Annotated in this window: 21 protein-coding genes; 17 read left to right on the plus strand and 4 right to left on the minus strand. The window is 42.1% G+C overall.

What is annotated here, in order from left to right:
- Positions 1–67 precede the first annotated feature (67 nt).
- The 10 genes from HPC67_RS10060 (at position 68) to HPC67_RS10105 (ending at position 10625) form a co-directional block, all read left to right on the plus strand.
- Complete coding sequence (locus tag HPC67_RS10060; RefSeq protein ID WP_217587529.1) at positions 68–1192, plus strand: amidohydrolase/deacetylase family metallohydrolase; 1125 nt, start codon at positions 68–70, stop codon at positions 1190–1192.
- On the plus strand, positions 1143–2255 hold the full coding sequence (locus HPC67_RS10065) for a DgaE family pyridoxal phosphate-dependent ammonia lyase (RefSeq protein WP_343327833.1): 1113 nt from the start codon (positions 1143–1145) through the stop codon (positions 2253–2255). The genes HPC67_RS10060 and HPC67_RS10065 overlap by 50 nt, the downstream gene beginning before the upstream one ends.
- Positions 2255–2989, plus strand: coding sequence for a 2-dehydro-3-deoxy-phosphogluconate aldolase (gene dagF / locus HPC67_RS10070; RefSeq protein WP_217587530.1), 735 nt, complete (start codon positions 2255–2257; stop codon positions 2987–2989). The genes HPC67_RS10065 and dagF overlap by 1 nt, the downstream gene beginning before the upstream one ends.
- Before the next feature lie 7 nt (positions 2990–2996).
- Positions 2997–4019: a sugar kinase gene (locus tag HPC67_RS10075; protein ID WP_217587531.1), complete on the plus strand. Its 1023-nt coding sequence runs from the start codon at positions 2997–2999 to the stop codon at positions 4017–4019.
- A gap of 6 nt (positions 4020–4025) precedes the next feature.
- On the plus strand, positions 4026–4736 hold the full coding sequence (locus HPC67_RS10080; RefSeq protein WP_217587532.1) for a GntR family transcriptional regulator: 711 nt from the start codon (positions 4026–4028) through the stop codon (positions 4734–4736).
- Positions 4737–4957: 221 nt separating this feature from the next.
- Positions 4958–6871 carry a beta-N-acetylhexosaminidase gene (locus tag HPC67_RS10085; protein ID WP_217587533.1) on the plus strand — a complete coding sequence of 638 codons (1914 nt, stop codon included), beginning with the start codon at positions 4958–4960 and terminating at the stop codon, positions 6869–6871.
- 19 nt (positions 6872–6890) lie between these two features.
- Positions 6891–7919, plus strand: a complete 1029-nt coding sequence (locus tag HPC67_RS10090; RefSeq protein ID WP_217587534.1) for a lactonase family protein — start codon at positions 6891–6893, stop codon at positions 7917–7919.
- 231 nt (positions 7920–8150) lie between these two features.
- On the plus strand, positions 8151–8651 hold the full coding sequence (locus HPC67_RS10095) for a GNAT family N-acetyltransferase (protein ID WP_217587535.1): 501 nt from the start codon (positions 8151–8153) through the stop codon (positions 8649–8651).
- A 575-nt stretch (positions 8652–9226) separates the two neighbouring features.
- Positions 9227–9538 (plus strand): DUF4282 domain-containing protein, encoded by a 312-nt coding sequence (locus HPC67_RS10100; RefSeq protein WP_217587536.1) that lies wholly within the window; start codon positions 9227–9229, stop codon positions 9536–9538.
- A gap of 94 nt (positions 9539–9632) precedes the next feature.
- Positions 9633–10625: a hypothetical protein gene (locus HPC67_RS10105; RefSeq protein ID WP_217587537.1), complete on the plus strand. Its 993-nt coding sequence runs from the start codon at positions 9633–9635 to the stop codon at positions 10623–10625.
- 333 nt (positions 10626–10958) lie between these two features.
- Here the strand turns inward: HPC67_RS10105 and HPC67_RS10110 are convergent, their stop codons facing one another.
- Entirely contained in the window at positions 10959–11198 is a 240-nt protein-coding gene (locus tag HPC67_RS10110) for a hypothetical protein (RefSeq protein WP_217587538.1), read from the minus strand.
- Between the two features lie 147 nt (positions 11199–11345).
- The gene (locus HPC67_RS10115) at positions 11346–11867 is read right to left on the minus strand and encodes a tubby C-terminal domain-like protein (RefSeq protein WP_217587539.1); all 522 of its coding nucleotides are present in this window, start codon (positions 11865–11867) and stop codon (positions 11346–11348) included.
- An 823-nt stretch (positions 11868–12690) separates the two neighbouring features.
- On the opposite strand from HPC67_RS10115, the gene HPC67_RS10120 reads away from it, so the two are divergent.
- Genes HPC67_RS10120 through HPC67_RS10130 form a run of 3 tightly spaced genes read left to right on the plus strand, consistent with a single transcriptional unit; the run spans position 12691 to position 14344 of the window.
- Positions 12691–13245, plus strand: coding sequence for a sigma-70 family RNA polymerase sigma factor (locus tag HPC67_RS10120; RefSeq protein WP_217587540.1), 555 nt, complete (start codon positions 12691–12693; stop codon positions 13243–13245).
- Entirely contained in the window at positions 13235–13642 is a 408-nt protein-coding gene (locus HPC67_RS10125) for a PadR family transcriptional regulator (protein WP_217587541.1), read from the plus strand. Before HPC67_RS10120 ends, HPC67_RS10125 begins: the two co-directional genes overlap by 11 nt.
- Before the next feature lie 6 nt (positions 13643–13648).
- A complete protein-coding gene (locus HPC67_RS10130; protein ID WP_217587542.1) occupies positions 13649–14344 on the plus strand; it encodes a permease prefix domain 1-containing protein in 696 nt (231 codons plus the stop codon).
- 25 nt (positions 14345–14369) lie between these two features.
- On the opposite strand, the gene HPC67_RS10135 is transcribed toward HPC67_RS10130, so the two are convergent.
- Complete coding sequence (locus HPC67_RS10135; RefSeq protein ID WP_217587543.1) at positions 14370–14819, minus strand: staygreen family protein; 450 nt, start codon at positions 14817–14819, stop codon at positions 14370–14372.
- Positions 14820–15038: 219 nt separating this feature from the next.
- On the opposite strand from HPC67_RS10135, the gene HPC67_RS10140 reads away from it, so the two are divergent.
- From HPC67_RS10140 to HPC67_RS10155, 4 genes are all read left to right on the plus strand, one after another.
- Positions 15039–15788 (plus strand): potassium channel family protein, encoded by a 750-nt coding sequence (locus HPC67_RS10140; RefSeq protein WP_217587544.1) that lies wholly within the window; start codon positions 15039–15041, stop codon positions 15786–15788.
- A gap of 165 nt (positions 15789–15953) precedes the next feature.
- On the plus strand, positions 15954–16601 hold the full coding sequence (locus HPC67_RS10145; protein ID WP_217587545.1) for an ArsR/SmtB family transcription factor: 648 nt from the start codon (positions 15954–15956) through the stop codon (positions 16599–16601).
- Between the two features lie 56 nt (positions 16602–16657).
- Positions 16658–17893, plus strand: coding sequence for an MFS transporter (locus HPC67_RS10150; protein ID WP_217587546.1), 1236 nt, complete (start codon positions 16658–16660; stop codon positions 17891–17893).
- A 114-nt stretch (positions 17894–18007) separates the two neighbouring features.
- Complete coding sequence (locus HPC67_RS10155; protein WP_343327834.1) at positions 18008–18520, plus strand: dihydrofolate reductase family protein; 513 nt, start codon at positions 18008–18010, stop codon at positions 18518–18520.
- A gap of 86 nt (positions 18521–18606) precedes the next feature.
- On the opposite strand, the gene HPC67_RS10160 is transcribed toward HPC67_RS10155, so the two are convergent.
- On the minus strand, positions 18607–19086 hold the full coding sequence (locus HPC67_RS10160) for a DinB family protein (RefSeq protein WP_217587548.1): 480 nt from the start codon (positions 19084–19086) through the stop codon (positions 18607–18609).
- Between the last annotated feature and the right edge of the window lie 21 nt (positions 19087–19107).

A 19107-nucleotide genomic window follows, 5' to 3' on the forward strand; every position in this document is an offset into this window, starting at 1 on the left:
GTGAGATCAATAGCAGCAATACATCAAGTTCGTCAAAAACAAATATGAACATATAGGAGAAAAGCTTATGTTAAACATCCGTGGTGCAACATTAGTAAATGGAAAGCAGTGCAATATCGTTATTAAAGATCGGTATATCCAAGAGGTTACAGATGATGCTGTCCGTGGGGGCGATGTGATCTCGGTCCCTGAGGGTGTTTTCGTATCTCCGGGTTGGATTGACCTGCACACACATGCATTTCCAAAATTTGAACCGTATTGTGCGCATCCGGATACGATTGGCTACAAATCAGGCGTTACGACGGTTGTCGATGCCGGCAGCTGTGGCGCTGATGATATTGCCGACCTTTATGAGCTGGCCCAGGACTGTAAAACGAACGTATTGTCCTTTTTAAATATTTCCCGGATCGGTCTCAAGGTTTTAAATGAGCTCGCTGATTTATCGACGATTTCACCCGAAAAAATTTATGAGTCATTCCAAAAGTACCCTGATTTACTCGTCGGCTTAAAGGCGAGGATGAGTGGCAGTGTTATCGGCGACAATGGTCTCGCGCCGTTACACATGGCAAGATCTTGTGCAACGACTTTACATAAACCCGTCATGGTTCATATTGGCAGTGCCCCTCCGAAATTACGGGACATTTTAGAGGTGCTCGAAAAAGGTGATATTGTGACCCATTGTTTTAATGAAAAAGACGGCAACAATATGTTTATGGATGAACCGATGCTACGTGATGCGTTACAGAACGCGATCGAGCGTGGAGTTTATCTCGATGTTGGTCATGGAACGTCCAGCTTTTCGTTTCGGACCGCGCAAAGGGCAAAGCAAGAAAACATTCCGTTCCAGACCATAAGTACAGATATATATGAGCGTAATCGAGTTCATGGGCCTGTCTATGATATGGCGACAACACTGAATAAGTTTTTGGCGTTAGGCTATTCGCTGGAGGATGTCATCAGTCGTGTAACAGAAAAGCCGGCACAGGTGTTGAATCAACCACAGCTCGGATCATTGGAAGAAGGCTCTGTAGCTGATTTAACCTTTTTCAAAGTAGAACATACGCCTGTCGATTTAATTGATTCCCTGGGAAATAATTTACATGGATCAGTGCAAATCAAACCATATGCTGTCGTACTTGGAGGTGAGTATATTGAATGCAACACGTCATATGAACTTAAAAAAAGTCATTAATGCGAGTGGTCGAATGAGTATATTAGGAGTGTCAACGCTTTCTGATGACGTTCTGGAGGCAATGGCATATGGCGGTAAGCATTATTTTGAAATGAAGGATCTTCATGAAGAAGCTGGCCAGCTAGTCGCTCAATATATGAACACGGAAGCGGCCATGATCACAAACTCCGCTTCGTCTGCGATTGCATTAGCTGTCGCTGGGATGATAACAAGAGATGATGCGTCAGTCGAGCGGTTATTTGAGAAGCGGCATGAGCGACCTGGCGATATTCTCATTATGACGGGTCATTTGATTGATTACGGGGCACCAGTGGAAGTGATGATTCAGTTAGGTGGCGGAACAGTCAAAACGGTCGGTTACGCAAATGGGTGTACGTTGGAGCAGATAGAGCAAGCGGTTGATGACAATACGCGTGCGATGCTGTTTGTGCAGTCGCATCATTGTGTGCAAAAAAATATGCCGTCTTTAAAAGCGGTTGGTAAGCTCATGAAAGAATTAAATATCCCTTTTATCGTCGACGCAGCGGCTGAGAGTGATTTGTCCAGCTATGCAAGCGATGCTGACTTATTGATATACAGTGGTTCAAAAGCCATTGAAGGGCCAACATCAGGCATACTCGCCGGTCGGAAAACGTATGTGGATTTTGCTAAGCAGCATAATCGCGGGATTGGGAGAGCAATGAAGGTTGGGAAGGAGTCTATTTTTGGCTTGTTAAAAGCGTTAGAAGTCTATGCGGCATTTGACGCAAATGATGATCAAGAAAAGCAGCTGGCGATTATCGAGGCGCTACAATGCTTAAATGATGTGCCAGGAATAAAAGTAGCCCTTCACGAGGATGAGGCCGGGCGGGCTATTAACCGCGCCCGTGTGTCGATTGATCAACATCGCGCCCCTCACGACGCCGCTCATGTCATTCACGCGTTGAAAGAGGGAAATGTCGCGGTTTATACGCGTGATTACAACGTTAATAACGGTTTTTTTGACATTGATCCACGGTCATTAGACATAGCGGATGCTCAGTATATCTGTGACAAGATCAAACAGATCATGGGGGTGTCTTAATGCGTGACACACGTTTTTACAATAATAGAGTTTCCTTGAATGTATTGGCCAATAGCATTGAGAATGCCAAGGACATATATGATGTCACAGAAGGTCATGTTGTCATTGGGTTACTAGCTGCAAACTATACAGACATCCATGAGGCGGTCCATGATGTGCAGCGGTATTCGGAGGCGTTAGACGGGGCTATCTCGCTCGGTCTCGGTGCTGGAGATCCGAAGCAGTGGAAAATGGTTGCGGACATTTGCAAACGTGTGACACCTGAGCACGTTAATCAAGTGTTTCCAGCAGTCGCATATACAAGGGCGTGTATACAGGATGAGCATGGTTTTATCAACTGTCTCGTGAAGCCGTCGGATAAGCTCGGCTATGTCAATATTGCTACTGGCCCAGTATCAGCAGAGGGACCTGCAATCGATATTCCGGTGCGTTCTGCGATTACGCTCATCCGGGAAATGGGCGGAAATGCGTTAAAGCTGTTTCCTTTAAAGGGTCTGGAGAAGCGTGTGCACTATATAAAAATTGCTGAAGCATGCGCAGAAGAAGGTTTTACGCTAGAACCGACTGGTGGTATTACTGTTAATAACTTTGAGGAAATTGTATCATTGGCATTAGAAGCGGGTGTCCCGAAAGTCATACCACATGTATATTCATCCATCATAGATGCTTCAACCGGTCGAACACGTGTTGAAGACGTTCAGAAGCTATTTCAAATTATGAGGAAAATAGGGTGAGGGAATGATGGGAGCGAACAAACGTATTAAAGCTTTTGGTGAAGTCATGATGCGACTTGAGGCGCCTGACTATTTAAAGCTGGAGCAGGCACGGTCCTTGAATGTTCTATATTCGGGTACAGGGGTGAATATATTAAGTGCCCTATCGAGATTTGGTCATCAGACATCTCTCATTACAAAGCTTCCAGATAATAGTGTAGGCGATGCGGCAGTGGCTTATATCAGATCGTTGGGTATTTCAACGTCAGATATTGTTCGGGGTGGGGCGTATATCGGCAAGTACTTTTTAGAGAAAGGGTTTCATGTGAGAAACTCTAAGGTGACCTATTCCAATCGTAAGGAAAGCAGCTTTTGTACGTCCGTTCTATCAGAATATGATTTAGAAAACACGTTACAGGACACAGCAATGGTTCATTTTTGTGGGATCATCCTCTCTATTTCTGAGCAAATGAGATACAATGCATTATATGCTGCTGAAAAAGCGAAGCAACTCGGCAGTTATGTTGTATTTGATTTTAACTATCGGCCGAAGCTATGGGAAAACAACGATGCACAAGCGAAAGCGTGTTATGAACAGATGCTTGAGCATGTTGATGTGTGCTTTATGACGGAAAAGGACGCCCTGTATATCCTGCAAATGGGAGAAAAAGACCAGACAGATCGGAAACAGCAGCTTGAAGCTGTTATGCCGCTTGTATCCCAGCGTTATCACATTCCGGTTATTGCAGGAACGATCAGAGATAAGACTTCAGATGGCACGGATTGCATTCAAGGATATTTGTACCATGACGGCGATTTTTATTACTCAGAAACGTATGATTATGAAACGTTGGAAAGGGTCGGTTCGGGAGATGCCTATGCGAGTGGCATCCTGCATGGCCTGATTCGCGACCTATCACCTGAGGACACGGTTGAATTTGCGACAGCCGCCAGCGTGCTCGCTCATACAACATACGGGGATTCACCGGTTTGCTCGGAGGCTGAGATTTGGTCTTTGGTCAACAATAAAGATGTTGAGATGGAAAGGTAGATTCATATGAAATTAACGTTAAAAAAAGGCCCACTATATGTGCAAGTTCAGGAGATTTTAAAAAAGCGTATTATTAGTGGCATTTATCCAAAGGACAGCTTAATTCCATCAGAATTGGAGCTGAAGGAAGAGTTCGATGTTAGCCTGATTACGATTCGTCGGGCAGTGGAAGAGCTGTCTCATCAGGGGTATGTCGAGAAGAAAAGTGGTGTCGGGACGACGGTCTTAGATAACCACGCCGTTTCCAAGCTCTCTAAAGGACAGCGTTTCTCGGAGTATTTAATTAAAGAAGGCTACCATTTGAAAAAAGAATCTGCCTCTCTTTCAACAGTTGAGCTAGAAGAATCCTCTGATCTATTCAAGCACTTTGGTAAAACGTGTAATTGTGTTGAACGGCTTTATACGTTGAATGAAAAACCGTATATTCATTTCAAGCATTATATTTCAAAAGACGTTACCTTGCCAAATAATCCTGATTCTCTTTTGGACTCATTATATGAAATCTTTTTTCAGCAGGGTGTTACGTTTAACCGCTTTAAGGATGAATTTGGTGTAGACGTCCCTGATCAATCAATTGCCGATGCTCTGGAAGTCGAGCAAAAACCGCTGTTGCACCGGATCAGATATTCTTATGATGTAAATGAAGCGCTGATCGAATACTCGGTGGCTTTTTATAATACAGACATTCATAGATACGTCGTTAATTTTGATGTTTAATGAGCAATTTCTCCATACAGGGTGACGCCCTTTATGGAGAGGTATGGGTTGTTTTGTCGTAATATTCAGCATATGTGAGTTTGACTTTGGATATTCAGATGAAGAAAAACTGTAAATTAAACTTCCTTCAGTAGGTTAGGTGCGAATAAACGGATTGTTAGTTTATAGACACATGCATTTGAGTGAACAGTCTCTAAAAAACCAATAAAGGAGCGGTCAAATTGAAAATAGCATTTAAGGGCGATGTGGCAGAGGTTTTGGACGGTATAACACTTTTGCAATCTAAATTGGGCTTTGAAGTAACGAATGATCCTGATAGTCTTCAAGTGACGATCACAAAGCATGGAGATACATATACGGGGTTGAACGTATCGTTGTCTGAAGGGAAGGGAGAGATTGCATACGGTGCGCATGCGTCTTTTTTTAGAGGGCTAGGCTTATTTCTGGAGCACTGCTCGTCTTCAGATGCGTTTGAAATCGAGGAAGAGGCGCAATTTACAACGGTAGGGCCAATGTTTGATTTATCGCGGAATGCGGTTATGAAGGTTGACCGTTTTAAGGAGATGTTTCAGACGCTTGCTGTGATGGGCTTTAACACAGCAATGCTGTATATGGAGGACGTGTATGAAATTGAAGGTGAACCGTATTTTGGCTACATGCGTGGACGCTATTCATATGAAGAATTGAAGCAGCTCGATGATTACGCCGATCAGTTTGGCATTGAACTTATTCCTTGTATTCAAACGCTGGCACATCTGGAGGAGTTCCTGAAGTGGCCTGCAGCCGCACATTTGAAGGATACGCGGGGTGTCTTGCTCGTTGAAAGTGATCCGACATACGATTTTCTCAAAAAGATGATCGCGTCCGTCAGTAAACCATTTCGCAGCAAGCGGATCCATATCGGTATGGATGAAGCGGAGGAGCTTGGTAGAGGCCATTACTTGAACCAGCATGGCTTTAAAGATCGCCTTCAGCTCATGATCGGCCATTTGGAAAAGGTGTTGGACATCGTCGCAGAGCATGATTTACGTCCGCTCATGTGGAGTGACATGTTGATGAAGCTCGCGTCCAAAAGTGGGCAGTCTCATTATGACTTATCAACGGAAATACCTCAGGAAATGGTTGATATAACGCCGGAAAATGTTACATTTATGTACTGGGATTACGCCCATACAAAAGTCGAGCAATATTTAGCGATGATTCAAAAGCATAAGGCATTTGGAAGAACGCCAGCTTTTGCAGGGGGCATATGGGTATGGAATACATTTGCCACCAACTACGGTCTATCCCTACAAGCAAGTGATGCGGCTTTACAAGCTTGTAAAGAAGAGGGTGTTCAGGAGGTGTTTGTAACGCTATGGGGTGATGATGGCTATGAGAATAACTATTTCACCGCATTACTCGGGTTACAAATGTACGCTGAGCATGCGTATGCTAAGACGCTTGACCGAGATAAATTAAAACAACGCCTCGCATTTTGTACGGGACTGGATGAAGACACCTTCCTCTTGTTGAATAAGCTCGATACGCCTCCAGGGGTGGAAGAGGACAACAAAGAACAGACGAATCCATCGAAATTTTTGCTGTGGCAGGATGTGCTTTTAGGCGTATTTGACAAGCATGTTGAAGGGTTGGATTTAGCGCCTTATTACAAGGACTTAGAAGAACAGATCAAGCGTTCAAGAAACGAAGGCCATGCACTAGACTATATTTTCGATGTACCTGAAAAACTATCAGCTGTATTAAGCTTGAAGGCGACGGTAGGTGTTGAACTGAAGGCTGCTTATGACGCTGGTGATAAACAGGAATTGCGCAGGATTGCGGATGATATTTTACCGGCAATCTTGGAAAACGTTGAGGACTTAAGACAGGCGCATAGAAGACAATGGTTAACGATGCATAAGCCTTTTGGCTGGGAGGTTATCGACATTCGCTATGGTGGATTGAAAACAAGACTCGACACAGCGATTTATCGCATTAACGCCTATCTGAATGGCGACATCGATATGATCGACGAGTTAGAACAGGAGCGTTTATACTATCATAATATCGAACATTCGACGGGGTTAGGCTGGTCAAGTTATTATTACCGTATGGCTTCTCCAAATGTGTTCTTTCACGTACTGCCAATCTAACAAAAAAGGATGAATCATTATGGCTATTCAGGAAGACGGATATATTGTATATACCGGTACTTATGGGACTGAACAGGATCAGGCGATACAAGTATTAACGCTAGATAAGAAAGCACGATTTGTAAAGCAACTGTCAGCTGTTCAAGGGATCGCCAACCCTTCGTATGTAACAGTCAATCAAAAACAAGACACACTTTATGCGCTCAGTGAGGTTCAGGACGGTCACGTGTCTTCTTATCCGATTGATCGGGATACGCACCATGTTCAGAAAAGCAGTAGTCAGCAAGGAGACGGTGTAGAAGGACCGTGCTATATCATGCTTGATGAGACGGAGCGCTATCTGTTTGTTGTGAATTATGGTGGTGGATCATTATCGGTGTATCGACTCGCAGATGACCATACGATTTTGGAATTAACCGATCACCAAACGTACCCAGCTGGCTCACACCCACATATGATTGTCCAAATTCCAGGTACCAAGCGATACGTGGTGACAGACCTTGGACACGATAAACTCTATTTATATGAATGCACTGAAGGGAAGCTGACACGCATTCAAGAATGCGCAGCCACGCCTGGTTCCGGTCCAAGACATGCTGCTATTTTTCCAGAACATCGGACATTATATGTTGTGAATGAGTTTCATTCACAAGTATCCGTTTATACGTACGATCCGACCTGTTCGAGCCTTGAATTGGTTCAGGAAATAGATACGATTGCTGAACCGCTTGCAGTGAACAATTATGGCGCAGATATTCATATTGCATATGAGTCATCCTTTTTATATACATCGAATCGGGGCCATGATAGTCTATCGGTCTTTCATATTGGCGATGATGGCTTATTATCCTATGTGGATCATGTGTCGACGGAAGGGAAATGGCCGCGGAATTTTGTCATCACGCCTGATGAACGATTCATGCTCATTGCCAACGAAAAGACACATTCCATTGTTGTAATGGAAATCGGTGCCGAAGGAGTTCCGGTATATACAGGTGAACAGTATTCCATTCAGGCGCCTGTTTGTTTAAAGGTGTTTGAAATCTGAGCCTGTATTTAATAAAAAAGGTCGTAAAAGGGGCGTATCTCATCGAGGTACGTCCCTTTTTATGTACATATAGGTAAGGTGATTCACGTCTTGATCAATTGGTTAAAGGTGGTAATATATATATAAGATTCGCCACGCGGTTAATGTGACTATGTTTTTCACATGAGAAAAACGATTTCTCAAAGAAAAAAAGCTACATACGGGCTATCTTATTGATATAGGGGGCGTAAAATGATCGAGCTTCGAGAATTAACGACACATGATGGTACGGATGTATTTGAAATGGTTCAAGAGATCGGAACAGGGGAAAATGGCTTTGATAATAGCTTGTATTCCGATAGTTTTCTCTTATTCCAAGAAAAGTTGCTTAGTAACTATGAAATGTCGGAAGGAATAAATTTAGAGCCACAATATGTCCCGCAAACGATTTACTGGTTGTATGTAGATGGGAAGCCAGTAGGGTATGGAAAACTGAGACACTATTTAAATCAGAATTTGTTACAACACGGCGGGCATATTGGATATGTCATCAGCCCTACTAATAGGGGAAAAGGATATGCAAAAATTTTATTAAAAGAACTCCTTCAAAAGTCTAAAGAGAAGGAGATTGATCGAGTATTAGTGACATGTGATGACAGTAATATGGCATCTAGAAGAGTTATAGAGTCTAACAATGGACAACTAGAAGATGTGAAAGACGGTAGTTGTTTTTATTGGATTCATATTAAGTGAACTGCTCACCATTAGCTTTGTTTTATATGGTATATTAGACATAGAAGCATAAAAAGTGCATAGCATAATAAAGACCGTCCATGCATGTAACATGGAACGGTCATAATAGACCGAGCCCCACCAAGAGGGGCAGGCACGTTCAAGGAAAATAATCCCTCAAAGGGCCTTCAAACCACATGAGGGATTATTTTTTGTGTTTTTCGGACATGATAAACGCAATTAACATGCCAAATGAAACCATCAGCATTAGAACGCTTATTATATCCATAGGCGCCACCCCCCTTTTTGGAAAATCCAACTGCTCTTCCTTCACCAACGCTCCTACATAATCCTTCATGACGAAACATGGAAATGTTTCTGGCACCAACGTTTTACACCACCGAACAGTCTTCAGTCGTATTAAATCCAAATTTTATCCACTCTCCTAATGAATTCATTTTGTTGATTTAACGTTGATTTAACCTTCACTCGTTATAATGTTGTTTGGGTCAAAAAGGGTTAGACAATCGTTATTTGGCGGCGAAAAAAGGCGGAATATTCTATCTGAAGAATAAACAACTGAGGAGAGATGTGAAATGGGTAAGTTTTTAAAGTTTGAAAAAATGATCACCCCGATCTTCATCCAAATCGTTTTCTGGGTCGGCTTTCTTGGATCGATCGTTGGAGGGCTTTTCATGATTGGGTATGGGATCATATCGGATTCAGCCGGTTTTATAGAAATTATTTCTGGGTTTTTAGGTATGATTATCGGACCAATCATCATACGAATCTATTGTGAGATGCTCATTGTCATTTTCAAGATGCAGGGGGCATTAATTGATATCCGGGATTTACTGTCTGATCAAGCTGAAGAAAAGGGTGGTGAACAAAAAAGAGAAGCGATTTAGTACCCGCGGATCAATAACATGCTTGTCTCGCCTATGATCGAGCTTGTTTATTGAGGCATTACAATACTGTAATCATTAAGGAGGAGGCATTTAATTGGATCTATCAATTATGAAATTAATTCAAAAGACGTTTCCATTTATCTTGGCCCGAATTGTCATCTATGGATTATTCGGTCTCATTGCGCTCATATTCATCGGTATTATGACCGGAATCGGCTTTTTAATTTTAAAGTTGTTTGGTGAAAGTGGTGGGGCATTTGTGTTTGTCATCATTATTTCATTTGGGGTTATTTATGGGGGATTAAGGTTTTTAGAACGATATGTCTTATATATGGTAAAGATAGGGCATGTGTCGGTTATCGTTGAATTGTTACGAAATGGCAGCATACCAGAAGGAAAAGGTATGGTGGCCTATGGAAAAGAGCAGGTTACAGCGAATTTTGGTACGTCAAATATTGCCTTTGTATTAGATAAAATGGTGCACGGTGCCGTCAGACAGATTCAAAGATGGACCATACGTATCGGCAATATGTTTGATTTTATCCCTGGATCAAAAAATATTATTGGCATTATCAATGCCGTTATGTCAATCAGCTTGAGATATGTTGATGAGGCCATTATGAGCTATGTGTTCTTAAGGAAGAGTGAAAAACGAGAAGAGACCGTCTGGAAATCGGCATCTGATGGGGTTGTGCTTTATGCCCAAAGCTGGAAGGGGATTTTGAAGGCAGCTGCAGGCTCAGTTGTATTCATCTTTCTATTAAATATTATTCTTTTCTTAGTTTTTGTCTTTCCGCTAATGTTTATTTCAAAGCTCATTTCGGCAGATACGCCAGAATTAGGGTTCTTCCTTGGAGTCTTAGCTGTGATTGGTGCGCTGATCTTAACAACGCTATGCAAACGCGCGTTGGTCGATCCGATCGTCACAATCATTATGATTCGGTCTTACCAAATGGGTATTCGTAACCTCGAGCCGGCAATGGACTTACAACAGAAATTGCTAGGCGTATCATCTAAATTCAAGCAGTTATTTAATAAAGCAAAAGAGGAGGAAGCGTCCAATCCACCTCCTGCCGCCCAAAGCTAAGGGCGAGGTGTTTTGTTCCTTGTGGACTTAAGTGTGACGCGGTATTTAAAATCATACTATTCTATCCGATCCTTAAAATGGCTGGAAGCTGTTTTAGGGATCGTTTTTTTAGCGCCGCCATTTTCTGTATAGTGAAAAATGTGCGAAAAAAGATATGAGCTGTTGCCTTATTTATGGCATGATAAAAAATAGTAAAGCGGAAGCCCGGCATACACTGAATATCATGTTTGGAAATTTATACACGGGCTACGTGAGTAATCTAACGATGTTTGAAGTCTTCTATGAACGCTCACAGGGTGAAGCGTTAGCTGAATAAGTGGCGTTAGAGCAGTATTACGCATCGCAATCACATTCATACGTCTTGAATGTATATTCTTTGTAGAGCTTTAGTGATTTAAAGTCACTTGTATTGGACTCGAAAACTTTCACTAAAGGAGCTACGTCTTTTCGCGCAAACTCTTCTACCTTTTTGCCTATGTCATGTGAGACATCTACAACATATTCATTCATATCTTCGTATAAGTTATTGTGCTCACAGATGTCATAAGTGACTGCGATATATTGTTTAGTCATTGTAATCCACCTCGTATCGTATATTTAAGCATACAAACGGTTATAAAGCCGTTACTTTTCACTGCAGGCGAACATTTTCTACGTTCATGGTCTCAGCCTCGGAGGACTTTTTCAACAAACGCACTCATTAAGGAGATATGTACGATTTTAAACACCAATTTCAAATAAGTGATGCATACACAATGCCGATGTCTCTGGTAAACGACTTTCTTTAACAAAAGAGATGCCGTTTGTTCTTGGAGGGAACTTGCTGCTTTCTTCCATAATAGCAATCGGCTCAGCTTCCTCGTATAAAGTCGTTTGCTGAGTACCTGTTTGTTTAGAAATTACATAATGCCTACCATTAAAATGAAATTCTAACTTTCGCTCAGTCATTTTGAATTTAATCGTGTCTGTTAATGTTACGTTTTTGAGTCGAGATAAGCCATTTAGTAACCACTTTCGCTTTGCAACACCAATAACTTCAGCGTTTTCAAGTATCGTTTCCTCCATATCCTTTAATGACACATTTATAAACCAAGTTGTAAAATGAAAGGCTAAAAGCTTTTGCAAAACATTTTTATGGTATTTTTGGAGAGAGTAAACAACTTTTCCTTCATTGTTGAACACATCAATTTCAATGTTCGACGTAAGTCTTGTTGGGACGTCGTAATAAAAATCATAATCCAACTAAAATACCACCTTCCAAATAAATAATCTCACAGTTGATATAAAGACCACATATAGTGTGTGTTTATTTCAAAAAATGGTATTCAAGCACCATTCATCTTACTTGCTGTACAGACATCTTGTATTACAAAGAGTAGCAACGCCACTTTCAAAGATCTTGTTTCACATCTTACAACACACTGAATACAACTATAACCGCAACTTCAAAAACAAGTAAACAAATCATATATGTACCGTATTTAGAAGCATCAACAGTGCTTTCGTTTTCACCACTATGAAAAGTCCACAAATACAATCCGATAACTGTGATAACGAGAATTACTTTTAAAGCAGTTAAAAATGACATTTTATCACTCACTTCATACTTAAATTAAAATTACCAAACACCTCTGTATTGCATTGCTATCCATATAACAGCTACCACTCTCGAAAGGCCAACAGTAGTAAAGTATTAACCATGAAAATCACCGCTAAATCTTATTGCTTAGTTTTAATATAAGTATGTCTGGAGTCATCGGCTCTGTAACGGAATCTATATCTTGTGTAGTAGAATTATGTTGGTGTTGATCTATGATGTAAGAGGCGAAACAAATAACGTGACGGTTATAATCAATATAAGACCTTTTCTCAAGAAATGTTCTCTTCATTCGCAATTTTACCATAAAACACTAATAGACTTAAGCTAAATCTGACGTTTGTTGACTACATAACAATGTTTATGTTGTGAATTGAAGTATTCTGACTGTATCATTGTTTTTTCTATAGCAAAGGAAAACTTATTGATCCCTCGCTTCGTCTATATCTTTAAAGGGAGGTGCAAGTTGTGGAAGATATAACAGCGCATGTTTTTGAAAATGAAGATCAGACAGCGGTTATGGATGACATCATGACACATTACGGACAGGATATTTTGCAGCTTGTATATTCTTATGTGAAAGATCAGGATGTTGCCGAGGACTTAACCCAAGAGATCTTTATAAAATGTTATAACGCATTACATACATTTAAAGGGACCTCGACAATTAGAACGTGGCTGTGGCGCATTGCCATTAACCATTGTAAGGATTACTTAAAGAGCTGGTACAACAGAAATGTATTCACGTCAGAGCATGACGAGGTGTTCGATACTGCAGACGCACATAATGAACGCGTTGAGGAGACCGTACTTCAAAAGGATGCTGATGAGCAATTAATTGCTTCAGTGCTGGATTTACCAATCAAGTATCGTGAAGTCATCTATCTCTTTTATTTTGAGGAGTTACCGATTAAGGAGATGGCACACGTCATTGGTGCTAAGGAGAATACGATAAAAACCCGGCTTAAAAGAGCAAAGGAACTTTTAAAAGACAGATTGGAGGATGCTTCGGATGGAGAATAGGTTACGGGAATTACGTCAATCAATGGAGAATTCGACGTTCAAGTCAATAAGCTTCTCGGAAGAACTGCGACAGCGCGTTCATGAAGGGATAAGAAAGCAGAAAGAAACGGATGAGAGCATTTCTTTAGCTGTATTACAAATTCTTATGAATGCAACGACAGGATTTGATTTGACACAGCTTTTAACATCACGAGGCATTCAAGCTTTCCATCAAAACGAAGGGGCTCTATACACGCTGCTGCATCGTTTAGAACAAGATGGCTATCTAAATGCTTATTGGGATGATTCGGGTGTGAAGTTTTATCAAACGAGTGGAAAAGGAAAGGCATTATTGCTTAGAGCTGAGAAGAAAACTCAGCGTAAGGGATTTGTATTAAAGGAACGATTTGAGGGGTGATGATATATGAGGCGAACGATGACGTCATTTGTTAAAGAAGTGAGCAAGCACATTCAGTCAAAAAAAGCGAAACGAAAGGTTGAAGCTGAGCTCCAATTTCATCTGCAGCAAACGACACAAAAATGGATGGAAACGGGCTTAGATGAGGAGGTCGCTGAACAAAAAGCAATTAAACAAATGGGCAATCCAGTCATCCTTGGTCGTGATTTGAATCAACTGCACAGCCCGGGCCTCCTCGTATATGGACGACCATTGTTCATTCAGATCATGATGAGTCTCTGTGTCGTTATGGTTGTGAACATATTTAGTCTGTTTCCTGGGCTTATGATGAATGACGTCGCTCGGGATATGATTTATGGTTTTATTGCAGTCCTTACACTGTTTTTATACGTTTTTTTAGGAAAGAGATTTCTCAATGCATTGACGCATCAGGTGCTTCTTAAATCACTTGCGCCTATTCTAATAATCAATATGAGTCTCGGCATAATTGGCTACGTTATGATGTATGCAGGATCGGGTGTTACAGCAGAAAATGGACAGCTGCCGCTAATGATTCTCATGGCACTGAATTACGGTTTTTCTTCAATCATAGATTCGATTAGCTTTCTGCCGGAGATTTTGAAAATTGTATTACTAAGCTCAGTAGCGCCATTGCTTTTGTATGTTGGTAGTCGGAGCAGGCGGAAAACTGTTGAGTGGTGATGGGCGATAAAAGGTCTTGCTTTCCTTATGCATAATCCATAAACGTTCCCCAGTTTTCAATCGTATTGAATTGGGGATAGGTAGATTGAAAGTGTACGACAATCGGGCAATGATCGAGGTTTGGGTGCGATGAAAAGAAAAGTCGATCGCCATAGCGAATGGCTGTTAAGGCAAGCGGTAATTCTCGCCGGAATACCGTATTCCGAATGGCAATTGAAGCTTGGTCATTGGCTGGACCGTCTACGTTCAAATAAACATGGTAGACACAGCGCCCATTCGTGAATCGCCATTCCCCTAGAACCTCATCACGCATCGGGTTAATTTTATCGCGGGCAAATCGGAAGCCAATGGTTAAAAAAAGATCGCCGGTTTCATCAGAATGGGTCAGTGTGTAGCGGCGGTGGATGATAGGCTCTGTCGCCGTAACGCCTTCTCTATATTCTACAAATAGCTTATTCGGGTCAAATCGTCTCAAGTGATCACGTCCTTCAATTTTTCTACATACTATGCTGCTAAAAACATAGGTGTTCGGCGGGCGTTCTTGAGTCCAGCGACAAGAGCCGTCACTTGAAAAAAGATCGGCACATAATAGAAAAAACAAATCCCCCCGTTACAACGCCCCCAACTTTTGGTAGTATATTCATATATTTTAATTTCGGACATGAAGCTCTTAGTTCTACAAGGTAGGGGTTTGATGAAAAAAATATCATTTGGATTGATATATGAGTTGTGCTTAGCCACATTAGTCATTTTATCACTTGTTCTTGATTTGCCCTCAACACAAGGCGTTGTTTTTGACTGGTTTATATGGGGCATATTTGTGTTGGACTACTCATATCGATTTTTTAACAGTGAAAATAAATGGGCGTATTTTAAAAGTCGGCCGTTAGAATTTATTGCGATTCTGCCGCTGGACCAAATTCTCCGGACAGCGCGATTCGTGAGGATCATTAGGGTGTTACGTTTATTAATGATTGTTAATAGACGTACCTTCTTCTTTGACGAATTCTTGAAAAAGTACAAGGTTGATAAATTGATCGTCATCGTTATGGTTTTGCTTTTCTTAAGTGCTTTGCCGATGAAAATGATCGAACCGAGCTTTGAATCGTATAGCGATGCGCTATGGTGGGCGATTGTAACGATGACGACGGTCGGGTATGGTGATTTGTCTCCAGAAACACCGGTAGGGAGAATCATTGCGAGCGTGCTCATGTTAACGGGGATCGGTGTGATCGGTTTAGTGACTGGTACGATTGCGTCTGTTTTTACGAGTAACAAAGAGGAACAATTGCCTCAACCGCTCATCGATGTGAAGCAAAAAATAGATGCGTATCCGAAGCTTGATGACGTTGACTATGATTATATGATCAATAAGCTGGAACAAGCGAAACACGACCATAATAATGATCAAGAACCTGTCGTCACGACGCATCAGAAAGAGTGAGCGAAGGGCGGCGGTGTGATTGTGTTAGAAGCCAATAGATGGCGATACGAATAACGTTGAAGCATGCCTCATGAATTGTTGTGGGCATGCTTTTTAATTTACAAAGTGGGCTGCGAATGATATTATTCAACCGATTAGTTGAATATGTCGCGGGGGTGGTGCAGAATGGACGTTCGAGGATTTAAGGATTTTATATATGGTGCGTTTGCACGTATTGGCAAGACGTTATCGAGTCCTAAGCGGCTGGAGCTATTAGATTTGTTGACGCAAGGGCCGAAGTCGGTAGAAGCATTGGCAGCGGAAACGAAGATGAGTATTGCCAATACGTCGAAGCACCTGCAAGCTCTACTGGAAGCGGAATTGGTGACGTTTAGAAAAGACAAAAATTACGTCATTTATCGATTAGCGAGTGCGAAAGTGCGGCGTCTCGTCTTAGCCTTAAGAGAGACAGCAGAAGAGCGCTTCTCTGAGGTTAATGCTGCCCGAGGCGATTTTATTTTAAAAGGGAACACAATCGGCACGGTTTCAATTGCGGATGTGAAGAAAAAGGTGGAGGCAGGTACGGTCACGTTAATTGATGTGCGACCGCGTGATGAATACAATACAGATCATATTCCGAGCGCGATTTCAATCCCGCTATCTGAAATAGAACACGAGCTTAACGCATTACCTAAAGACAAGGAAGTTGTTGCTTACTGCCGAGGGCCGTATTGTGTGTATGCAACCGAAGTGGTAGAGCTTTTACGGTCAAAAGGATACAAGGCATCTTTGCTTCATTCAGGCGTTCATGAATGGAGGCAGGCTCAGCATTAAAGAGAACTCGTACCAGACAGAGATGATGGGGCGTTTTGGAAACAGGGGGATAAAGGATGATTAAGCCTAAAATTGGTATTCAGGAAAATATCGGTCAATTTCTTTTATTGGTCATTACGAATTTATTTGTCGGGTCGATGGTCGGAATTGAGCGGACGGTTCTCCCGATATTAGGGGAGGAACAGTTTGGTTTAGCGTCTACAAGTGCGGCGCTATCGTTTATTATAAGCTTTGGGTTTTCCAAGGCGGTGGTCAATTATTTTGCGGGGCACATCGCCGACAGATTCAGTCGTAAAAGTGTGCTTTTAACAGGATGGATCATCGGGTTATTCGTTCCGATCTTAATTATTTTTGCCCATGCATGGTGGGTGATCGTGTTTGCGAATATTTTATTAGGGATTAATCAAGGGTTAACGTGGTCGATGACCGTCAATATGAAGATCGACCTTGCAAAAGCGAATCAAAGAGGGACAGCTGTCGGCTTAAATGAATTTGCTGGATACTCAGGTGTCGCTCTGTTAGCGGCTGTTTCAGGGTATGTCGCTTCAGCTTATTCGTTACGACCAGAGCCATTTTACATCGGCATTGCGATTGTCGTCGTTGGCATTATTTTAACGTTGGTTGTTAAAGACACCGGGCAGCACCTTAAGGCCCAAATTGCGCATAATGCAACAGCGACGAAAAGCAATGCAGCCCTATCGTCAAAAGCGGTCTTTGCGTTAACGACGTGGAAGGATAAAAACCTGTCAACGATCAGCTTTTCGGGTTTAGCGACAAATTTAAAGGATGGTATGGCTTGGGGGCTCTTTCCGATTTATTTTACGACAGTAGGGCTAAGTGTGGGCGAGATCGGCACAATCGTTGCGCTATATCCGGCTGCGTGGGGGTTCTTTCAATTATTCACCGGCGTACTCAGTGATCAAATTGGCAGGCAAAAACTGATCACGTATGGCATGTGGACACAAGCGGTGGCATTATGGTTCATTTTAATCGTCAATAGCTTTGCTTTATGGGTGATCGGTGCTATTTTACTCGGGCTAGGGACTGCGATGGTATATCCGACCTTACAAGCGGCTATCGGTGACGTCGCCGCTCCGAACTGGCGGGCATCGTCCATGGGTGTTTACCGATTTTGGCGCGATAGTGGCTACGCATTTGGCGCATTGTTGGCCGGCGTTATCGCGGACTTCATGGGTGTCACCTGGGCAATCGGCTTAGTCGCGGTCTTACCTTTCATAGCTGGTGTCCTGTCGCATACACGTATGGATGAAACGTTGCCATTAAAGGAATAGTTGACGGTATCGGGCTAATTCTTTCGGGAGTTGGCCTTTTTTGTTTCGGTTTTATTCGGCTATTATATATACTTAAGAGGATTTTAAAAGATGGGAGCGGTTAAGTTGCGAAAGGTGAAAGTGTTTATTGCCCAGAGCTTAGATGGTTACATAGCAACGAAAGAAGAATCACTAGACTGGCTAATGACGGTTGAAGGTGAAGGGGACAACGGTTATGGTGCTTTCTATGAAACAGTTGATACTGTTGTAATGGGGAGAAAAACATATGACTGGGTCATGTCTGAAACGAACGGTTACTATCCATATCCTGGAAAACAAGGCTACGTATGGACATCACAAAAGGATAGACAGTCAGATGATGTCGTGTTTACCGATGAGGCGATAAGCACCTTTTTCGAGCGGTTAAAATCTGAGACAGGCAAGGATATTTGGATTGTCGGCGGGGGCAACTTGATCGCACAATGCCTAGAAGCCGGTGTCATCGATGAAATGATCGTGACTGTAGCACCAGTCTTATTAGGAGACGGCATTCCGTTATTCCCTCAAGGAGCTTATGCCTCTAAGTGGACGTTAGCAGGAACGAAGACATACCGTCAATTTATTGAACTGGCGTATGTTAGGGGTTAAAAAAGGTACATTTCATTTCTAAAACCGTTTGGGGACAAGGGGGTTAAGCCTGTGTCAAAGGTAGATCCACAGGCTGGGTAGCATGATTAATCCCAAATTTGTGGTCGGTCAATGCCCATTGTTCTCATGTAGTCTAATAACTGACCGGTGTGAACCGATTCATGATAGGCAATGCGTAATAACATATCGCCAAGCTTTTTGATATAGCCCCCTGCTTCAAGAAGGTCGATGTCTACGTGTTCGAGGTCGTCGGGGCTTATTGTGTTAATATAGCTCAAGAAGTCTTCATGATAAGGCTGTGCAAATTCAAGCTCGTCATCTACTGATATAAATGGTTTCGCTTCAAATGGATTATCGACTTGTGCTAAAGCATCGCCACCTCTTCCAATGAGCACTTGGTGAAAAAGAAACTCTGCTTGCAACACATGCCTCACGATTTCAGCACACGTCATAGCGTCCTCATCAGGCCTCCAATTTAAGTGATCCTCAGGTATTGCTTTCCATACTCTTATGCTCCGACGTCTAATTTCTTCAAAGTGCATAATCAATAGATCAGTTGCCTTCATCAAAACGCCCCCTTTTGGAAA

Origin of the sequence: Lentibacillus saliphilus, from assembly GCF_019093865.1 — a bacterium.
Classification (GTDB): Bacteria; Bacillota; Bacilli; order Bacillales; family Amphibacillaceae; genus Lentibacillus_B; species Lentibacillus_B saliphilus.

What these genes read in the sequence shown, in the direction of transcription:
- HPC67_RS10060 (WP_217587529.1), top strand. Translation starts at nt 68, where the DNA reads ATGTTAAACATCCGTGGTGCAACATTAGTAAATGGAAAGCAGTGCAAT.
- dagF (WP_217587530.1), top strand. Translation starts at nt 2,255, where the DNA reads ATGCGTGACACACGTTTTTACAATAATAGAGTTTCCTTGAATGTATTG.
- HPC67_RS10075 (WP_217587531.1), top strand. Translation starts at nt 2,997, where the DNA reads ATGGGAGCGAACAAACGTATTAAAGCTTTTGGTGAAGTCATGATGCGA.
- HPC67_RS10080 (WP_217587532.1), top strand. Translation starts at nt 4,026, where the DNA reads ATGAAATTAACGTTAAAAAAAGGCCCACTATATGTGCAAGTTCAGGAG.
- HPC67_RS10090 (WP_217587534.1), top strand. Translation starts at nt 6,891, where the DNA reads ATGGCTATTCAGGAAGACGGATATATTGTATATACCGGTACTTATGGG.
- HPC67_RS10095 (WP_217587535.1), top strand. Translation starts at nt 8,151, where the DNA reads ATGATCGAGCTTCGAGAATTAACGACACATGATGGTACGGATGTATTT.
- HPC67_RS10100 (WP_217587536.1), top strand. Translation starts at nt 9,227, where the DNA reads ATGGGTAAGTTTTTAAAGTTTGAAAAAATGATCACCCCGATCTTCATC.
- HPC67_RS10110 (WP_217587538.1), bottom strand. Translation starts at nt 11,198, where the DNA reads ATGACTAAACAATATATCGCAGTCACTTATGACATCTGTGAGCACAAT.
- HPC67_RS10125 (WP_217587541.1), top strand. Translation starts at nt 13,235, where the DNA reads ATGGAGAATAGGTTACGGGAATTACGTCAATCAATGGAGAATTCGACG.
- HPC67_RS10130 (WP_217587542.1), top strand. Translation starts at nt 13,649, where the DNA reads ATGAGGCGAACGATGACGTCATTTGTTAAAGAAGTGAGCAAGCACATT.
- HPC67_RS10140 (WP_217587544.1), top strand. Translation starts at nt 15,039, where the DNA reads ATGAAAAAAATATCATTTGGATTGATATATGAGTTGTGCTTAGCCACA.
- HPC67_RS10145 (WP_217587545.1), top strand. Translation starts at nt 15,954, where the DNA reads ATGGACGTTCGAGGATTTAAGGATTTTATATATGGTGCGTTTGCACGT.
- HPC67_RS10150 (WP_217587546.1), top strand. Translation starts at nt 16,658, where the DNA reads ATGATTAAGCCTAAAATTGGTATTCAGGAAAATATCGGTCAATTTCTT.
- HPC67_RS10160 (WP_217587548.1), bottom strand. Translation starts at nt 19,086, where the DNA reads ATGAAGGCAACTGATCTATTGATTATGCACTTTGAAGAAATTAGACGT.